At 48.9% G+C, this 14,000-nt stretch carries 14 protein-coding genes; 9 read left to right on the plus strand and 5 right to left on the minus strand.

Features of this window, described 5'->3' with window-relative positions:
* Positions 1-16: 16 nt before the first annotated feature.
* Positions 17-1,756, minus strand: coding sequence for a lysophospholipid acyltransferase family protein (locus tag R3187_RS14705; RefSeq protein WP_318967812.1), 1,740 nt, complete (start codon positions 1,754-1,756; stop codon positions 17-19).
* Between the two features lie 174 nt (positions 1,757-1,930).
* Here R3187_RS14705 and R3187_RS14710 point away from each other — a divergent pair, with 174 nt between their 5' ends.
* Positions 1,931-2,851, plus strand: a complete 921-nt coding sequence (locus R3187_RS14710; protein WP_318967813.1) for a glyoxylate/hydroxypyruvate reductase A — start codon at positions 1,931-1,933, stop codon at positions 2,849-2,851.
* A gap of 365 nt (positions 2,852-3,216) precedes the next feature.
* Here R3187_RS14710 and smrA read toward each other — a convergent pair whose 3' ends face one another.
* Both smrA and R3187_RS14720 read right to left on the minus strand, forming a co-directional pair.
* Positions 3,217-3,792 (minus strand): DNA endonuclease SmrA, encoded by a 576-nt coding sequence (smrA, locus tag R3187_RS14715; protein ID WP_318967814.1) that lies wholly within the window; start codon positions 3,790-3,792, stop codon positions 3,217-3,219.
* An 86-nt stretch (positions 3,793-3,878) separates the two neighbouring features.
* Positions 3,879-4,166, minus strand: coding sequence for a hypothetical protein (locus tag R3187_RS14720; RefSeq protein WP_318967815.1), 288 nt, complete (start codon positions 4,164-4,166; stop codon positions 3,879-3,881).
* Positions 4,167-4,520: 354 nt separating this feature from the next.
* Here R3187_RS14720 and R3187_RS14725 point away from each other — a divergent pair, with 354 nt between their 5' ends.
* Positions 4,521-4,832 (plus strand): hypothetical protein, encoded by a 312-nt coding sequence (locus tag R3187_RS14725; protein WP_318967816.1) that lies wholly within the window; start codon positions 4,521-4,523, stop codon positions 4,830-4,832.
* A gap of 11 nt (positions 4,833-4,843) precedes the next feature.
* Here R3187_RS14725 and R3187_RS14730 read toward each other — a convergent pair whose 3' ends face one another.
* Complete coding sequence (locus tag R3187_RS14730; RefSeq protein WP_318967817.1) at positions 4,844-6,184, minus strand: M20/M25/M40 family metallo-hydrolase; 1,341 nt, start codon at positions 6,182-6,184, stop codon at positions 4,844-4,846.
* Positions 6,185-6,334: 150 nt separating this feature from the next.
* Between R3187_RS14730 and R3187_RS14735 the strand changes: the two genes are divergently transcribed.
* Entirely contained in the window at positions 6,335-6,712 is a 378-nt protein-coding gene (locus tag R3187_RS14735) for a response regulator (RefSeq protein WP_318967818.1), read from the plus strand.
* A 132-nt stretch (positions 6,713-6,844) separates the two neighbouring features.
* Positions 6,845-7,138 carry an ArsR/SmtB family transcription factor gene (locus R3187_RS14740; protein WP_097111986.1) on the plus strand — a complete coding sequence of 98 codons (294 nt, stop codon included), beginning with the start codon at positions 6,845-6,847 and terminating at the stop codon, positions 7,136-7,138.
* 61 nt (positions 7,139-7,199) lie between these two features.
* Here R3187_RS14740 and rpsT read toward each other — a convergent pair whose 3' ends face one another.
* Positions 7,200-7,469 (minus strand): 30S ribosomal protein S20, encoded by a 270-nt coding sequence (rpsT, locus tag R3187_RS14745; RefSeq protein ID WP_019677096.1) that lies wholly within the window; start codon positions 7,467-7,469, stop codon positions 7,200-7,202.
* Between the two features lie 175 nt (positions 7,470-7,644).
* On the opposite strand from rpsT, the gene murJ reads away from it, so the two are divergent.
* From murJ to fkpB, 5 genes are read left to right on the plus strand one after another with little or no spacing between them, the layout of a single operon-like run.
* Positions 7,645-9,219 (plus strand): murein biosynthesis integral membrane protein MurJ, encoded by a 1,575-nt coding sequence (gene murJ / locus R3187_RS14750; RefSeq protein WP_318967819.1) that lies wholly within the window; start codon positions 7,645-7,647, stop codon positions 9,217-9,219.
* 54 nt (positions 9,220-9,273) lie between these two features.
* Positions 9,274-10,224 carry a bifunctional riboflavin kinase/FAD synthetase gene (gene ribF / locus R3187_RS14755; protein WP_318967820.1) on the plus strand — a complete coding sequence of 317 codons (951 nt, stop codon included), beginning with the start codon at positions 9,274-9,276 and terminating at the stop codon, positions 10,222-10,224.
* Positions 10,225-10,246: 22 nt separating this feature from the next.
* Positions 10,247-13,075 carry an isoleucine--tRNA ligase gene (gene ileS / locus R3187_RS14760; RefSeq protein ID WP_318967821.1) on the plus strand — a complete coding sequence of 943 codons (2,829 nt, stop codon included), beginning with the start codon at positions 10,247-10,249 and terminating at the stop codon, positions 13,073-13,075.
* Positions 13,075-13,566 carry a signal peptidase II gene (gene lspA / locus R3187_RS14765; protein ID WP_318967822.1) on the plus strand — a complete coding sequence of 164 codons (492 nt, stop codon included), beginning with the start codon at positions 13,075-13,077 and terminating at the stop codon, positions 13,564-13,566. Before ileS ends, lspA begins: the two co-directional genes overlap by 1 nt.
* Complete coding sequence (fkpB, locus tag R3187_RS14770) at positions 13,563-14,000, plus strand: FKBP-type peptidyl-prolyl cis-trans isomerase (RefSeq protein ID WP_318967823.1); 438 nt, start codon at positions 13,563-13,565, stop codon at positions 13,998-14,000. Before lspA ends, fkpB begins: the two co-directional genes overlap by 4 nt.

Raw genomic sequence — 14,000 nt, forward strand, 5'->3', positions numbered from 1 at the left:
GAACTTCGGTTGATCTTTACACAGCCTTTACGTTGCGTTTGCTTGCCGCCTCACTCAGATAGCGAGCCTGTTTAGCTGGCTTCAACTGTTCTAAATCGACCAATACCAGGCCGTCCACACAATCTGCAAAGGCCGGATCAGTACTGAAAGCTAAAAAGCTGACCCCGCCAGGCTGACACAGTTCGCTGTATTGCTTATATAAAGTCGGTACCGTCAGGCCCATATTAGCCAGCAGGTGTTTTAGCTGGGTAAAGTCGGCAATGTAATCACTGCCTCTGAATTGCGCCTGCAGATTATGTTGTTGCTCATCAGATAACAGATAGGGTTGGTTGGCCAGCGCCAGCGCGTGGTTGTTGCCAAAATACAATGAGTAGAAATACACCAGTAAATCGCGTGCTGTTGGCGGGTAACTGGCTGACAGGCTGACCGCACCAAATAAATAACGAATTTGCGGGTTATGTTGTAAGTAAGCCCCGATGCCATACCAAAGATAATCAAGGCTGCGTTTACCCCAGTAGCGCGGCTGAATAAAGCTGCGACCGAGTTCCAGCCCCTGCGCTAAATAAGGTTGCATGGCCTGACTGTATTGAAACAGGCTGGCAGTGTATAAACCAGCCATCCCGGTATTTGTTATTACGTCGTTGCTGGGGGCCAGCCGGTATGCACCAACCATTTCCAGTTCAGCCGGATCCCACAAAATTAAATGCTGATAGTAGCTGTCATATTTATCGATATCACGTTTGTTACCGGTACCTTCACCTACCGCCCTGAAAGCCTGCTCACGCAGCCGGCCAATTTCCCGCATCAGTGCCGAGCTTTGCTGGTGATGATAAAGATAAATGAGTTTACCGTCACTGGTGGTACCCAGCAGCTGACAGCCTGCCAGATCTGCTTTTAATTCACTGCGTAGTTCCGGATGAGCAATAGTACTTTGAGTACGTAGCAGGGGGGCTTTGTCTTTAGCCAGCCGGTATAAATGTTTCTTAAATAGTTTCAGCTGCTCTTTAGTAGATAGCGGCAACTGGCCATAGCTGTCAAACGGGATCTGCTCGCCAATGCGCATGGTAATATTTTTACGTTGCTGCTTAAACATCTCCTGCACCAGCAACATGGTTGCCAGTGGTTTATAAAGCATAGAGGCGCCATAAAACAGGGCTGAATTTCTGCCGTCGATATAAATCGGTAAAATAGGGGCCTGAGCACTGCTGGCAAAGCGTAAAAAGCCATTATGCCATTTGCCATCCCGTACCCCGTTGGGCTTAAGTCTTGATACCTCTCCGGCCGGGAACAACACCAGCGCGCCTTCCTGTTGTAAATGTTTTCTGATTTCGCCCAGACGATTTCGCTCTGTGCCACCTTCCATATTGTTAACCGGTAACAACAGGCGGTGTAATGCAGTGACTGACATCAGCAGCTGATTAGCTATTATTTTGACATCGGGCCTGATATCGCTAATCAGTTTAATCAACGCCAGACCATCTAAAGAACCTATCGGGTGGTTAGCAATAATGACCACTTTACCGCTGGAGGGGATCCGGGCAATTTCATTGTCGCGGGCACTGTAGCTGAAGTTAAAGTAATCCAGTACCTGCTCCACAAAATCCAGGCCCTTTAAATGCGGGTATTGCTGGCTGAAGTCAGCAAACTCCTGTTCGTGCAGCAAATAGCTCAAGGCGCCTTTGACCGGTTTGTACAACCAGGGTTTACTGGTGATCCCGGGCATTTGTTGCTGAATAACCTGCTCGACATTAAACATAAAACCTCCCGCATAATACCGGTTCAACGGCCTGTATCTGCAGGCTAAACCGGTAATGTGACAGCGGGGCGACAGTTTTATGGCAATTTACAGAAGATTACTGTAGTGCCAGCTTTGTTGGTTTTGCGTTAGAATTAGATAACTTTCTGGCAGCAACAATAACGGAATTGGGCTATGAGCATTGCATTGATCATTCCTGATCGAAAACTGGATGATTTACAACAACGGCTGCAGCAAGCATTGCCGGATACTCTTATTGAAATCTGGCCAGAACTGGAAGACCCTGCTGCGGTGGAATTTGCTGTGGTATGGAAACAACCGCATGGTTGTCTGAATGGCCTGGTTAACTTAAAAGCCATTCAGTGTTTTGGCGCCGGTGTCGACTCTATCCTGACGGACCCGACCTTACCCGATTTACCCGTCAGCAGAATAGTCGACCCGGCATTAACTGATGCGATGGTCGGTTATCTCGATGGCATAGTGAATTATTACCGGTTGCAACTTGATATTTTCAGTCGCCAGCAGCAGCAGTCGCTATGGCGACCGAAAAGTCCACGCAAGTTAAACACTATTACTGTGCTTGGGCTGGGCGAGCTGGGTGGGGCAGTAGCAACTCATTTTCACAAGGCAGGCTATCAGGTTGCTGGTTGGGCACGCAGCGGTAAAAGCTTGCAAAATGTTCAGTGCTACGCCGGTGATGCGCAGTTGCCGCAGGCGGTCGCGGCTGCAGATGTTGTCATTTGTCTGTTACCGCTGACTCCGGCAACAGAAAACCGGCTAAATCAGGATTTTTTTCAGGCGCTAAAACCCGGTGCCATTTTTATTAATGTCGCCCGTGGAGCTATTGTTGATGAGACGGCATTACTGGCAGCATTGGAGCACGGGCCTCTGGCGGCAGCCTGTCTTGATGTTTTCCGGCAGGAACCGTTACCCCAGGACAGCCCGTTCTGGCAGCATCCGGCGATAATGATAACCCCACATGTTTCAGCGGTAACGAATGTCAGTACCGTTGTTAACCAGATTGCCGATAATTATCGCCGGGCGCAGCAGGGCCGCCATTTACTTAATCCGGTGGATCGGCTCAGGGGTTACTAACTGGTTAAAAACACAGTTATTGTAAATATGTTACAAGTTAACTACACTTTGCAGCGGTTTAAGGAAACTTAGCCTGAAAATCTAATAAAAAGAAGAAAATGCGTCACTGAGGTATGTTATGAGTAAAGCGTCCAGTCGTGGTTTTGGCTTTACTGCAATCGCCGTTGTTGTGTGTCTTATGGCACTATCGGCGTTTCTGACCAAAGCCGAAGCGGCCTGGTTGTTAATCTGAACGGTTAATTAAACTTACGGCTGCAGGAAAAGATTCGGTCAAGTGGAATGACCAAAATCAAGGGGTTAGTGTTGTTGTCAGCGTAAGCTGGTTAATAGCGCTGACCCCTTGATGTTTTTAGCTCCCAGTGTTTTTAACTTTTGCTGTGGCGTTCCCGGTTCTGCCGTTTTTGCTCAGCATTCTTCTGCAACAATACATAGGTGGCACTGTAACCTCCATGTTGGCGCTGGGCAGTATGTGCTGCGAGTACGGCGGGTAACTGGGGCAACCATTTAAAGACATAGCTACGCAGAATTGCCGGGTGTGGCTTACTGTGACGGCCCATGCCGTGATGGATCAGTAAGGTCCGGATACCGCGATTATGGCAGTCTTCAATAAAATGCAGCAACTGGCTTCTGGCTTCAGTCAGGGTTTTACCCAGCAGGTTAAGCGTCGCGTCCAGCTGATATTTACCCAGCCGTAAATTGCGATATACGCCCTGTTGCACGCCATCTTTGCAAAAGGCAAAAGGGTCGTCCGGTTTCACTAAATCAACATATTCCATGCTCAGATAGTTCGGATCGTATTCCATTTCCTGCTCAGCCGCCTTGCGCCGGGCTTGTTGCGCTAAGGTGGGGCTGAATTCAGTTTGCTGACGCACTTCATCTTGCGATAAAGGTTTCACATCCGTCATTTCCTGCAGAAACAGGTCAAGGTCATTATCTTGCATCAGGCCGGCTCCAACTACTCAGGACCGCTAAGTATAGCCTGCCAGCCAGCCTGAAAAAAGCCCGGATGGCCTGAGTTAGCTATTGTTTAGTTCTCTGTGGTTAATACCACGCTTGCCGGTGAGGCTGTTTTACTGGCATTTATTGCTTTGCGGCGGGCACTGGCAAACCTGACTAAATAGTAGGCGTTTATTAATAGCACCAAAAGGTTAGAAATAACCCCCTGTGGAATAGCAATATGGCTGTAATAGACAAACAACAGGCTGCAACCTATTAATGTAGCTAATCTGAGCCAGAACACGTCTTTTATAAAAAAGGCGCCGATACAGATGGTTAAGCCAACCCAGCTGATAATGTCATACATCATATTTTCCATACTATACCGCTTTGAAGTCAACTGAAATGGCGCGCATTATGCGCAGTGGCTAAGATTCCATCAACTGAGTAATTTTACTGCTTAAGCATTATATTAACTAATGGATAAGCCCGGGGTGCAGTTGGCTTTTCAAGCTAAGCAACTGATTTACAACACCTGGTACCGCTTTTGCGAATAACAAAGCTAATCGAATGAAGGAGATTGGTTTACTTTTGAACAAAAAATCGGCAAAGCCTGTCAGCGCTTCTATACTTACAGGTGTTGTTATGGTTGATATCAGAAGGTGATGTTGTGCTACCAAAAAAAATATATGAACCTTTACCATACAGTTACATGTTTGCCGGAATAGTCAGTATGGTATTAGTTCCCTCGCTGCTCGGTGTACTATCCGGGGCCTTATTATTTCTGGCGGGCGCTCTGGTGTGGATTGTGCGCTCAGAACACCGACGAGAGGACGACGTTTTTGCCGAACGAAAAAACGGGCCGGTGCCGTTCTGGGGGTATGAGCTGCTGCCTTTTGTCTGCCTGGTCAGTGCGCTGGCAATTTTTATTCTGCCATTTAATCATTTCTACTACCCGTCAGCTGTGATTTTGCTGATTGTGGGTGTGCAATTGTGGCTAACCCGCAATATGCAGCGCCGGCATCGACCGGCACTGCTGAACTGACTGCTGCAGGTTTATTTTCTTAAGTCGACATTGCTGTTGGCAATGTTACCGATCATGATTAGCCAGGCTTGCAGATTTTGCTGCAACGCTGCCGGGTCAATTTTATCCAGCGTGTCATTAGGTGTGTGGTGAAAATCAAAATAGTCGGTGCCATCCTGTTGTAAGCTGGCAACCGGCACACCCATTGCTTTTAGTACGGACACATCCGGCCCGCCTGAAGCGGTATTGGTTCCTGCTTCTATGCCCAGATGCTTAAGCTGCTGTTGCAGCTCAGCAGCAAATGGCAGCGCCTGTTCACCGAAACCGGTATCAAAACGCCAGATCCGACCGGCACCGAAATCTGACTCTGAGGCAAATACATGATTTTTAAGTTCAGCCGCATGGCGGGCAGCGTAAGCGCGGGCACCAATTAAGCCGCCTTCTTCATTGCCAAATAACACTACTCTGATAGTACGCTCTGGCTTTTGCTGTTGCAGCAGGGCAGCCGTTGCCATCACCAGACCCACACCTGCGCCATCATCCAGTGCGCCGGTACCTTCATCCCACGAATCAATGTGGGCACCAATTAATACGATTTCATCCGGCCGCTTGCTGCCGGTAATTTCAGCGATAACATTGTGGCTGGTCACGTCACCTGGCAGATTATTTTTCATATGCAGGCTCAGGTTGGTTTCGGGATGAATTGCCAGCATTTTACTAAGCTGCATAGCATCAGGCACTGAAATTGCTGCAGCCGGGATCCTGGGTACATCGTCGGAATAACGCATAATGCCGGTATGGGCAAAGCGGTTATTGCTGGTGCCTACCGAGCGGATAATAATCGCTTTGGCACCGAGCTTTGCTGCTTCGACAGCGCCCTGTGCTCTGGCACCCACCACCTGACCATAAAAGCTGCCGCGAATATCTTTACGCAGAGTTTGGTTAATAAAAACAATTTTGTCTTTAACCTGCGCCGGGTCGGCTTGCTGCAGTTGTTGCAGGTTGTCAAACATCACTACCTGGCTGGTAATACCGTCAAAAGGGGTACCAACTGAACCACCCAGTGCCGTTAATACCAGTGCCTGATTAAATGGCGCTTCAACGCGCAGGCTGGCATTGCCCCTTTCCCAGTATTGCATGGTAAACGGTTCGCTCCAGACTTTGTCAAAACCTAACTGCTTAAACTTTTGCTCTGCCCAGGCGACAGCGCGCTTATCAGCCTCACTGCCTGCCAGGCGCGGGCCCACTTCTACGGTAAGTGATTCGACTAAGTTATAGGCCAGATCGTTATTCAACTTCAGCTCACTGGCCTGCGCAGGCGGGCTTATGGCAAAGGTTGTTGCCGCAATTATTGTTGTTAACCACAATTTCATCTTTTCATTCTGCCTTAGTGTTGTTACATTATCGGGACTTTAGCATGCTTTTTATACCAGCCCTAGCAGTGGGCGGTGAACTGCATTTTGCTCAGGATAAGAATGCCGGGCAAAAGGTTTCTGTTAAATTTCAGCAATAAGGCTTCAGGGATGCAAGCTCAACATTGTTATACCTCAGCACTACTGGTCGATGATACCAGCGCCGTCCGGGACTATTTGCGGCAGATTTTGGCACAACTTGGTATTACCAGGATATATGAAGCGGCCGATGGTGCCAGTGCTGATCAGTTATTTGCCACTTATCATCCTCAGTTAGTTTTTCTTGATATTCAGCTGCCAGACATTAACGGCAAGGTATTATTACGACGTTTTAAACAGCTGGATAAACAGACTCAGGTATTTATGGTGTCTGCTTACTCCAGTGTAGAAAACCTTAAGGATGCGATTGCCGGTGGCGCCAATGCCTTTGTAGTAAAGCCCTTCTCGGCAAAACGAATATGTAATTTAGTACAGTCACTGCAGCATTAGCTGCAAATACTGTTTTTTTGCTTATTTAATGTTCGTTTAATGTTTAATCTTGTTAAACAAGAATGATTATCTTGTCGCATTCTGGTCTAATCGGTAATAATCAGCCAAATTCAGAAAGCCAGAGAAATGAAAATGAACTTGAATGACATGCTGGAAAACTCAGCGCAAGCAGTAAAACTATTAAAAGCGGTGTCGAACGAGCGACGGTTAATAATTTTATGCCACTTGCTTGAAGGTGAAATGTCGGTTGGGGATATTAATGATAAGCTCGATTTAAGTCAGTCGGCGTTGTCGCAGCACCTGGCATTACTTCGTCGGCATAAACTGGTTAAAACCCGTAAAGTTGCCCAAACCGTATATTACCGTTTAAGCAGTGACGAAGCAGAGCAACTTATAGCATTAATGCATAAGTTGTATTGCAGCTGAAACCGTATCTTCAGCAACAAAAAAGCCAGCTTGCGCTGGCTTTTTTGTTGGATACGATCAATTAAGCTGCTTTCAATGCCTTAACATGCGCATTTAAACGAGCTTTATGACGCGCTGCTTTGTTCTTATGGATCAGGCCTTTAGCCGCCATACGATCAATTACAGGTACCATTTTGTTAAACGCTTCAGTTGAAGCGGTTACGTCAGCAGTTAATACCGCTGCGTAGGTTTTCTTGATGAAAGTACGCATCATAGAACGTTGACTGGCGTTTTGCTGACGACGTTTTTCTGATTGAATTGCGCGCTTCTTAGCAGACTTAATGTTAGCCAAGGTAACACTCCTAAAAACTAAAACCGGACTCTTTAAAGGCCGCATAATATGCCTATTTAATGGCCCGTTGTCAAATGCTTTCAACGGAAAGTGTCGTAATTAAATTGTTGCAGCTACTGGTAATCGGTAGCGATAACGGGCCAAAATAGCCAGGGCGCGATTAAAGGAGTAGCGGGTGTCGGGAAAATTATTGAAATCTGGCTTAATTGTCAGTGCTATGACATTGATTTCACGGGTGTTAGGGTTGGTTCGTGATGTGGTGGTAGCCAATTTCGTTGGTGCCGGAGCAGCGGCCGATGTGTTCTTTTTTGCTAACAGGATCCCAAATTTTTTACGGCGGCTGTTTGCTGAAGGCGCGTTTTCGCAAGCCTTTGTGCCGGTATTAAGTGAAGTCAAAGCGCTGCATGGTGACGATGCAGTGCGGGAGCTGATTGCCAAAGTGGCCGGCACCCTGGGTGTTATTGTCACCCTGGTAACATTGTTCGGCGTGATAGCGTCGCCCCTTATTGCCCTGTTATTCGGTATGGGCTGGTTTATTGAGTGGTTAAATGATGGGCCTGATGCCCAGAAGTTTGAACTGGCCAGCCTGATGCTGAAAATTACCTTCCCTTATCTGTGGTTTATCAGCCTGGTGGCGTTAAGCGGAGCGGTGCTTAACACCTATAACCGGTTTGCTGTTGCTGCTTTTACCCCGGTATTTTTAAATATTGCCATTATTGGCTCAGCATTGTATCTGGCACCTCAACTCAGCGAGCCCGCTATGGCGCTGGCCTGGGGCGTATTTATCGGTGGCCTGGTGCAGCTGCTGTTTCAGCTACCCTTTCTGGCCAAAGCCGGGCTGTTGGTAATGCCAAAATGGGGCTGGCGTGACCCCAACGTGAAAAAGATCCGCACGCTGATGCTGCCGGCATTGTTCGGGGTGTCGGTAAGCCAGATTAACTTACTGCTGGATACAGTAATCGCCTCGTTTTTACTGACCGGTGCCGTCAGCTGGTTGTATTATTCTGACCGGCTGATTGAATTTCCGTTAGGCTTGTTTGGTATCGCTATTGCCACGGTTATTCTGCCAAATTTGTCGCGGCATCATGCCAGTGCCAGTGGCGCAAAATTTCGGCATACCCTGGACTGGGCAATTCGCTTTGTTGCCATGTTTGGTTTGCCGGCAATGGCGGCGCTGATTGTACTGGCTAAACCTATTATTATGCTGTTATTTATGCGCGGCGAGTTCAGCCAGCAGGATGTGATGATGGTGTCGTACAGTCTGATGGCCTATGCCACGGGGCTTTTGAGCTTTATGCTGATTAAAGTGCTGGCCCCCGGCTTTTATGCCCGGCAGGATATCAAAACCCCGGTACGAATAGGCATTATTGCCATGGTTGCCAATATGGCCTTTAACCTGATGCTGGCACCCTGGCTTAGTTATGTGGGGCTGGCGTTGGCTACGGCGTTGTCTGCCAGCTTAAATGCGTTTTTACTGTACCGTGGCCTGGTATTGGCCGGTGTGTTTCATTTTGGTAAAACCAGCTGGCTTTTTCTGGCAAAAATTGCCGTGGCAAGTGGCTTGATGGCGGCCGGTTTATACTGGCTAAGCCCGCCATTTGCTCTCTGGCTGACCCTCGATTTCTGGGCGCAGCTAGTCAGGCTATTGCTGTTATGTTTGCTGGGTATTGTCAGCTATTTTGTCATGTTATGGTTACTGGGAGTGCGGTTATCCGATTTTCGAGTGCAAACTATTGCTGAAAGCAATTAAGTTAGTGGTTATAATGCCGCGTTTATAAGCAGTAGCAGCAACGTTAAGGCAGGCATGGAGTTAATTCGCGGCTTACACAATATTCAACCACAGCATCATGGCTGTGTGTTGACGATCGGTAATTTTGATGGTGTTCATCTTGGACATCAGGCCGTGCTGCACAAGGTACAAGCTATTGCCGCCCGGTTAAAATTGCCCTCTTGTGTAATGGTGTTTGAACCGCAGCCGCTGGAATTATTCGCTGGCAGTGCTGCGCCGGCGCGGTTAAGTCGTTTTCGGGAAAAATATACCGAACTGGCGCGGCTGGGAATAGATCGTTTGATCTGCGTTGCTTTTAATCCTAAGTTTGCAGCTATGCAGCCACAATTTTTTATTGAGCAGCTGTTACTCAAACAACTGGGTACCCAGCAATTGATTGTTGGCGATGATTTCAGGTTCGGCAACAATCGGGCCGGCGATTTTGCCATGCTGGCACTGGCTGCAGAGCGTTATCAGTTTGGTTTAACCAGCACATCCAGTTTAATGCTGGGTCAGCAACGGGTCAGTAGTACCCTGATCCGCCAGGCGTTGCAACATGACGATTTAGCGGCGGCAGAAGCCATGCTTGGCCGGCCATTCAGTTTAACCGGCCGGGTACGGCATGGCCGTAAGCTGGGGCGGGATTTAGGCTTTCCAACAGCAAATGTCTGGCTGTACCGGCGCAAGTTACCGGTGCATGGGGTATACGCCATTACTGCTGAAACCAAGTACGGTTGCTTCCAGGGGGTGGCCAATATTGGCAACCGGCCGACAGTACAAGGCCAGCGAGAGCAGTTAGAGGCGCACCTTTTTGATTTTAAAGCCGACTTGTATGGCAGTCAGATAGCGGTAACCTTGTGTCATAAACTGCGAAGCGAGCAGCGGTTTGCTGATTTGACCGCATTACAGCAACAAATTACGGCAGATATGCATGCTGCCAAAACGTATTTTAGTCGCCTGGCGTCAACTGCCGGCAGCGTAAGCTAACTTTTAAAACGGAATAAAACGGATGAGCGATTATAAGCATACCCTTAACCTGCCTGAAACGGCCTTTGCCATGCGGGGCAACCTGGCCCAGCGCGAGCCGCAAATGCTGGCGCAATGGACGGCGGATGGCCTGTATCAGCAGATCCGTGCGGCGAAAAAAGGTAAGAAAAATTTTATTTTGCATGACGGCCCTCCTTATGCCAACGGTAATATTCATATTGGCCATGCGGTTAATAAAATTTTAAAAGACATTATTGTTAAAGCAAAAACATTGTCAGATTTCGATGCCCCTTATGTGCCGGGCTGGGATTGCCACGGCTTACCGATTGAGCTGGTAGTTGAAAAGAAACATGGCAAGCCTGGCACGAAGTTAACAGTGGCAGAGTTTCGCCAGCACTGTCGTGATTATGCCCAGAGCCAGATTGAAGCACAGAAAACCGATTTTATCCGCTTAGGCGTATTGGGTGACTGGGACAACCCGTACCGTACTATGGATTTCAGCTCTGAAGCGAATATTATCCGGGTATTAGGCAAAATCATCGCTAACGGCCACCTGCAGCAGGGCTTTAAACCGGTGCATTGGTGTACCGACTGTGGCTCTGCCCTGGCTGAAGCCGAAGTCGAGTATCAGGACAAAGTTTCACCGGCAATTGACGTGCGTTTTGCAGTGGTGGATGAGCAGGTGGTGGATAAATTTGACCATCCTAAGCAACACCGTGGCCAGGGACCGGTATCAGTGGTGATCTGGACCACAACGCCCTGGACTATTCCGGCAAACCGCGCGGTGGCAGTAAACGCTAAACTCGATTACAGCCTGGTGCAGGTAGAGCAGGGGCCTAATGGTCCGGAGCGGTTAATTATTGCCACCGATCTGGTGAACGAGGTGATGGCCCGTGCCAATATCGAACATTACCATGCCCTGGGTTTTTGCAAAGGCGAAGCACTGGAACTGGTACAAATCCGCCACCCGTTATATGACTTCAGCGTGCCGGTGATTCTCGGTGAGCATGTCACAACCGAATCAGGTACCGGCTGTGTGCACACGGCGCCTGGCCATGGTCAGGAAGACTTTGTGGTGGGTAAGCAATACGGCCTGGAAGTGGCTAATCCGGTCGGTGCCAACGGGGTTTATCTGCCCGATACGCCGCTGTTTGCCGGCCAGCATGTATTTAAAGCCAATGACAGTGTGGTAGAAGCGTTAAAAGCCGCAGGTGCGCTGCTGGTACATAAGGCATACAAACACAGTTATCCGCATTGCTGGCGCCATAAAACGCCTATTATTTTCCGGGCAACGCCGCAATGGTTTATCAGTATGGATAAACAGGGCTTACGCCAGCAGTCACTGGTTGAAATCAGCAACACCCGCTGGATCCCAGACTGGGGCCAGCAACGGATTGAAAAAATGGTTGCCGGCCGTCCGGACTGGTGTATTTCGCGCCAGCGTACCTGGGGTGTACCCATTGCGCTGTTTGTTGATAAAGACACCGGAGCGCTGCATCCAGATACTCAGCAATTGCTGGAGCAGGTTGCGAAAAAGGTTGAGCAGGGCGGCATTCAGGCCTGGTTTGATATGGACGCCAGTGACTTGCTTGGTGCCGACGCTGAGCAATATGTCAAAGTAAGCGATACGCTCGATGTCTGGTTTGACTCGGGTGTTACCCATGCGTTTGTCGTGGATGAGCGACCTGAATTTAATCATGCCAAACAGGCAGATTTATATCTGGAAGGGTCAGATCAGCACCGCGGTTGGTTTATGTCCTCGTTAATGACCGGCGTGGCCAGCAAAACGCATGCGCCTTATCGTCAGGTGCTCACCCATGGTTTTACTGTCGACGGCGAAGGCCGCAAAATGTCTAAATCGTTAGGCAATGTGGTATCACCGCAGGACGTAATGAATAAACTGGGCGCAGATATTCTGCGGTTATGGGTGGCTACCGCCGACTATACCTCTGAGATGACCGTATCAGATGAAATTCTGAACCGGGCTGCCGATAAATACCGGCGTATTCGTAACACGGCCCGTTTTTTACTGGCGAACCTGAATGGCTTTAATCCGGCCACTGATCTGGTGCCATTTAATGAAATGGTTGAACTCGACTTATGGATGGTTAGCCGTGCGGCTAAATTGCAGCGGGAAATTGTTGATGCTTATGACAATTACCAGTTCCATCAGGTGAGCCAGAAGCTGATGAACTTCTGTACTATTGAACTGGGTAGTTTTTATCTGGATGTCATTAAAGACCGCCAGTATACCGCGCATCAAAACAGTATCGCCCGCAAATCGTGCCAGACCGCCTTGTATCATATTGCTGAGGCCATGGTGCGCTGGATGGCACCGATAATGAGCTTTACTGCCCAGGAGATCTGGCAGGCACTGCCCGGTGAGCGCAGTAAATACGTTTTCACAGAAGTCTGGTATGAAGCACTTAACAAGGTGCCGGCCGGCCAGTTTGATGATAGCTACTGGCAGCAGGTACTGCAGGTTCGGGATGAAGTCAATAAAGTACTGGAAGCGGCCAGACGTGAAGATAAAATCGGTGCCTCACTGCAGGCTGAGGTCACCTTGTATGCCGGCACTGAGCTCGCTGCAGCGCTGGGTAAACTTGGCGATGAGTTACGCTTTGCGCTGATTACCTCAACGGCGCAGGTCAGCAGTGATCTGGCACCTGAACAAGCTGTTGCCACCGATATTGCCGGCTTAAAAGTGCTGGTGACGGCTTCAGCCGCGACCAAATGTGAACGTTGCTGGCATCACCGGCACGATGTTGGCGCCGATCCGGCCCATCCCGGCATTTGTTTGCGCTGTGTCAGCAATGTCGCTGGTAGCGGCGAGCAAAGGATATTTGCCTGATGCGGTTGCTGCAAGAGACCGGCTGGCGCTGGTGGTGGCTGATCCTGTTATTTATTGTGCTGGATCAGGCTTCAAAGCAATGGGTATTACATGCCATTCCCTATCAGGGCAGTATCCCGTTATTGCCGGTATTTGAGCTGGCCCATGTTTATAATACCGGCGCGGCGTTTTCTTTTTTAAGCACTGCCGGGGGCTGGCAACGCTGGTTTTTCACTGGTATTGCTGTGGTGATCAGTATCGTAATTGCAGTATGGCTCAGCCGGGTCGGCCGGGCGCAGCTGAAACTAAGCCTGGCGCTGGCATTGGTGCTGGCGGGTGCCATTGGCAATTTAATTGATCGGCTGGTGTATGGCTATGTTATTGACATGTTGCATGTATTCTATAAAAGCTGGAGTTATCCGGTGTTTAATCTGGCAGACTCCGTTATTTTTATTGGTGCCGTCTTGTTAATTTGGGACAGTTTCAGCAGTACAGCCGGGGATAAAGCATGACAAAAGCTCAAATTGGCGCAAACAGCACCGTGCTGTTTCATTTTGATATCACCCTGACTGATGGCAGCGCAGCCGAAAGCACCCGGGTACACAATAAACCGGCCCGGCTGCAAATGGGTGATAATAGTATTTCGCCGGCTTTTGAAGCCCATTTAATGGGAATGACTGAAGGCAGTAAAAAAACCTTCACGCTGGACCCACAAGACGCTTATGGTATGCCCAATCCGGATAATATCTACTACGTCGATCGCAGCAAGTTCTCCAGCGATGCGCCGGCCAAAGTAGGTAGTATAATTGGTTTTACCATGCCAGATGGTTCTGAATTGCCGGGGTTGGTGCGCGATGTGGTGGGCGATTCCGTCACGGTCGATTTTAACCATCCACTGGCCGGACAAACCCTGACTTTTAACGTCGAAATAGTAAAGGTGAGCTGA

The organism is Arsukibacterium sp. (assembly GCF_033721375.1).
GTDB lineage: Bacteria > Pseudomonadota > Gammaproteobacteria > Enterobacterales > Alteromonadaceae > Alishewanella.

Coding starts and splice junctions, on each gene's coding strand:
- R3187_RS14705 (WP_318967812.1), bottom strand. CDS start 1,756: ATGTTTAATGTCGAGCAGGTTATTCAGCAACAAATGCCCGGGATCACC.
- R3187_RS14710 (WP_318967813.1), top strand. CDS start 1,931: ATGAGCATTGCATTGATCATTCCTGATCGAAAACTGGATGATTTACAA.
- smrA (WP_318967814.1), bottom strand. CDS start 3,792: ATGCAAGATAATGACCTTGACCTGTTTCTGCAGGAAATGACGGATGTG.
- R3187_RS14720 (WP_318967815.1), bottom strand. CDS start 4,166: ATGGAAAATATGATGTATGACATTATCAGCTGGGTTGGCTTAACCATC.
- R3187_RS14725 (WP_318967816.1), top strand. CDS start 4,521: ATGGTATTAGTTCCCTCGCTGCTCGGTGTACTATCCGGGGCCTTATTA.
- R3187_RS14730 (WP_318967817.1), bottom strand. CDS start 6,184: ATGAAATTGTGGTTAACAACAATAATTGCGGCAACAACCTTTGCCATA.
- R3187_RS14735 (WP_318967818.1), top strand. CDS start 6,335: ATGCAAGCTCAACATTGTTATACCTCAGCACTACTGGTCGATGATACC.
- R3187_RS14740 (WP_097111986.1), top strand. CDS start 6,845: ATGAACTTGAATGACATGCTGGAAAACTCAGCGCAAGCAGTAAAACTA.
- ribF (WP_318967820.1), top strand. CDS start 9,274: ATGGAGTTAATTCGCGGCTTACACAATATTCAACCACAGCATCATGGC.
- ileS (WP_318967821.1), top strand. CDS start 10,247: ATGAGCGATTATAAGCATACCCTTAACCTGCCTGAAACGGCCTTTGCC.
- lspA (WP_318967822.1), top strand. CDS start 13,075: ATGCGGTTGCTGCAAGAGACCGGCTGGCGCTGGTGGTGGCTGATCCTG.
- fkpB (WP_318967823.1), top strand. CDS start 13,563: ATGACAAAAGCTCAAATTGGCGCAAACAGCACCGTGCTGTTTCATTTT.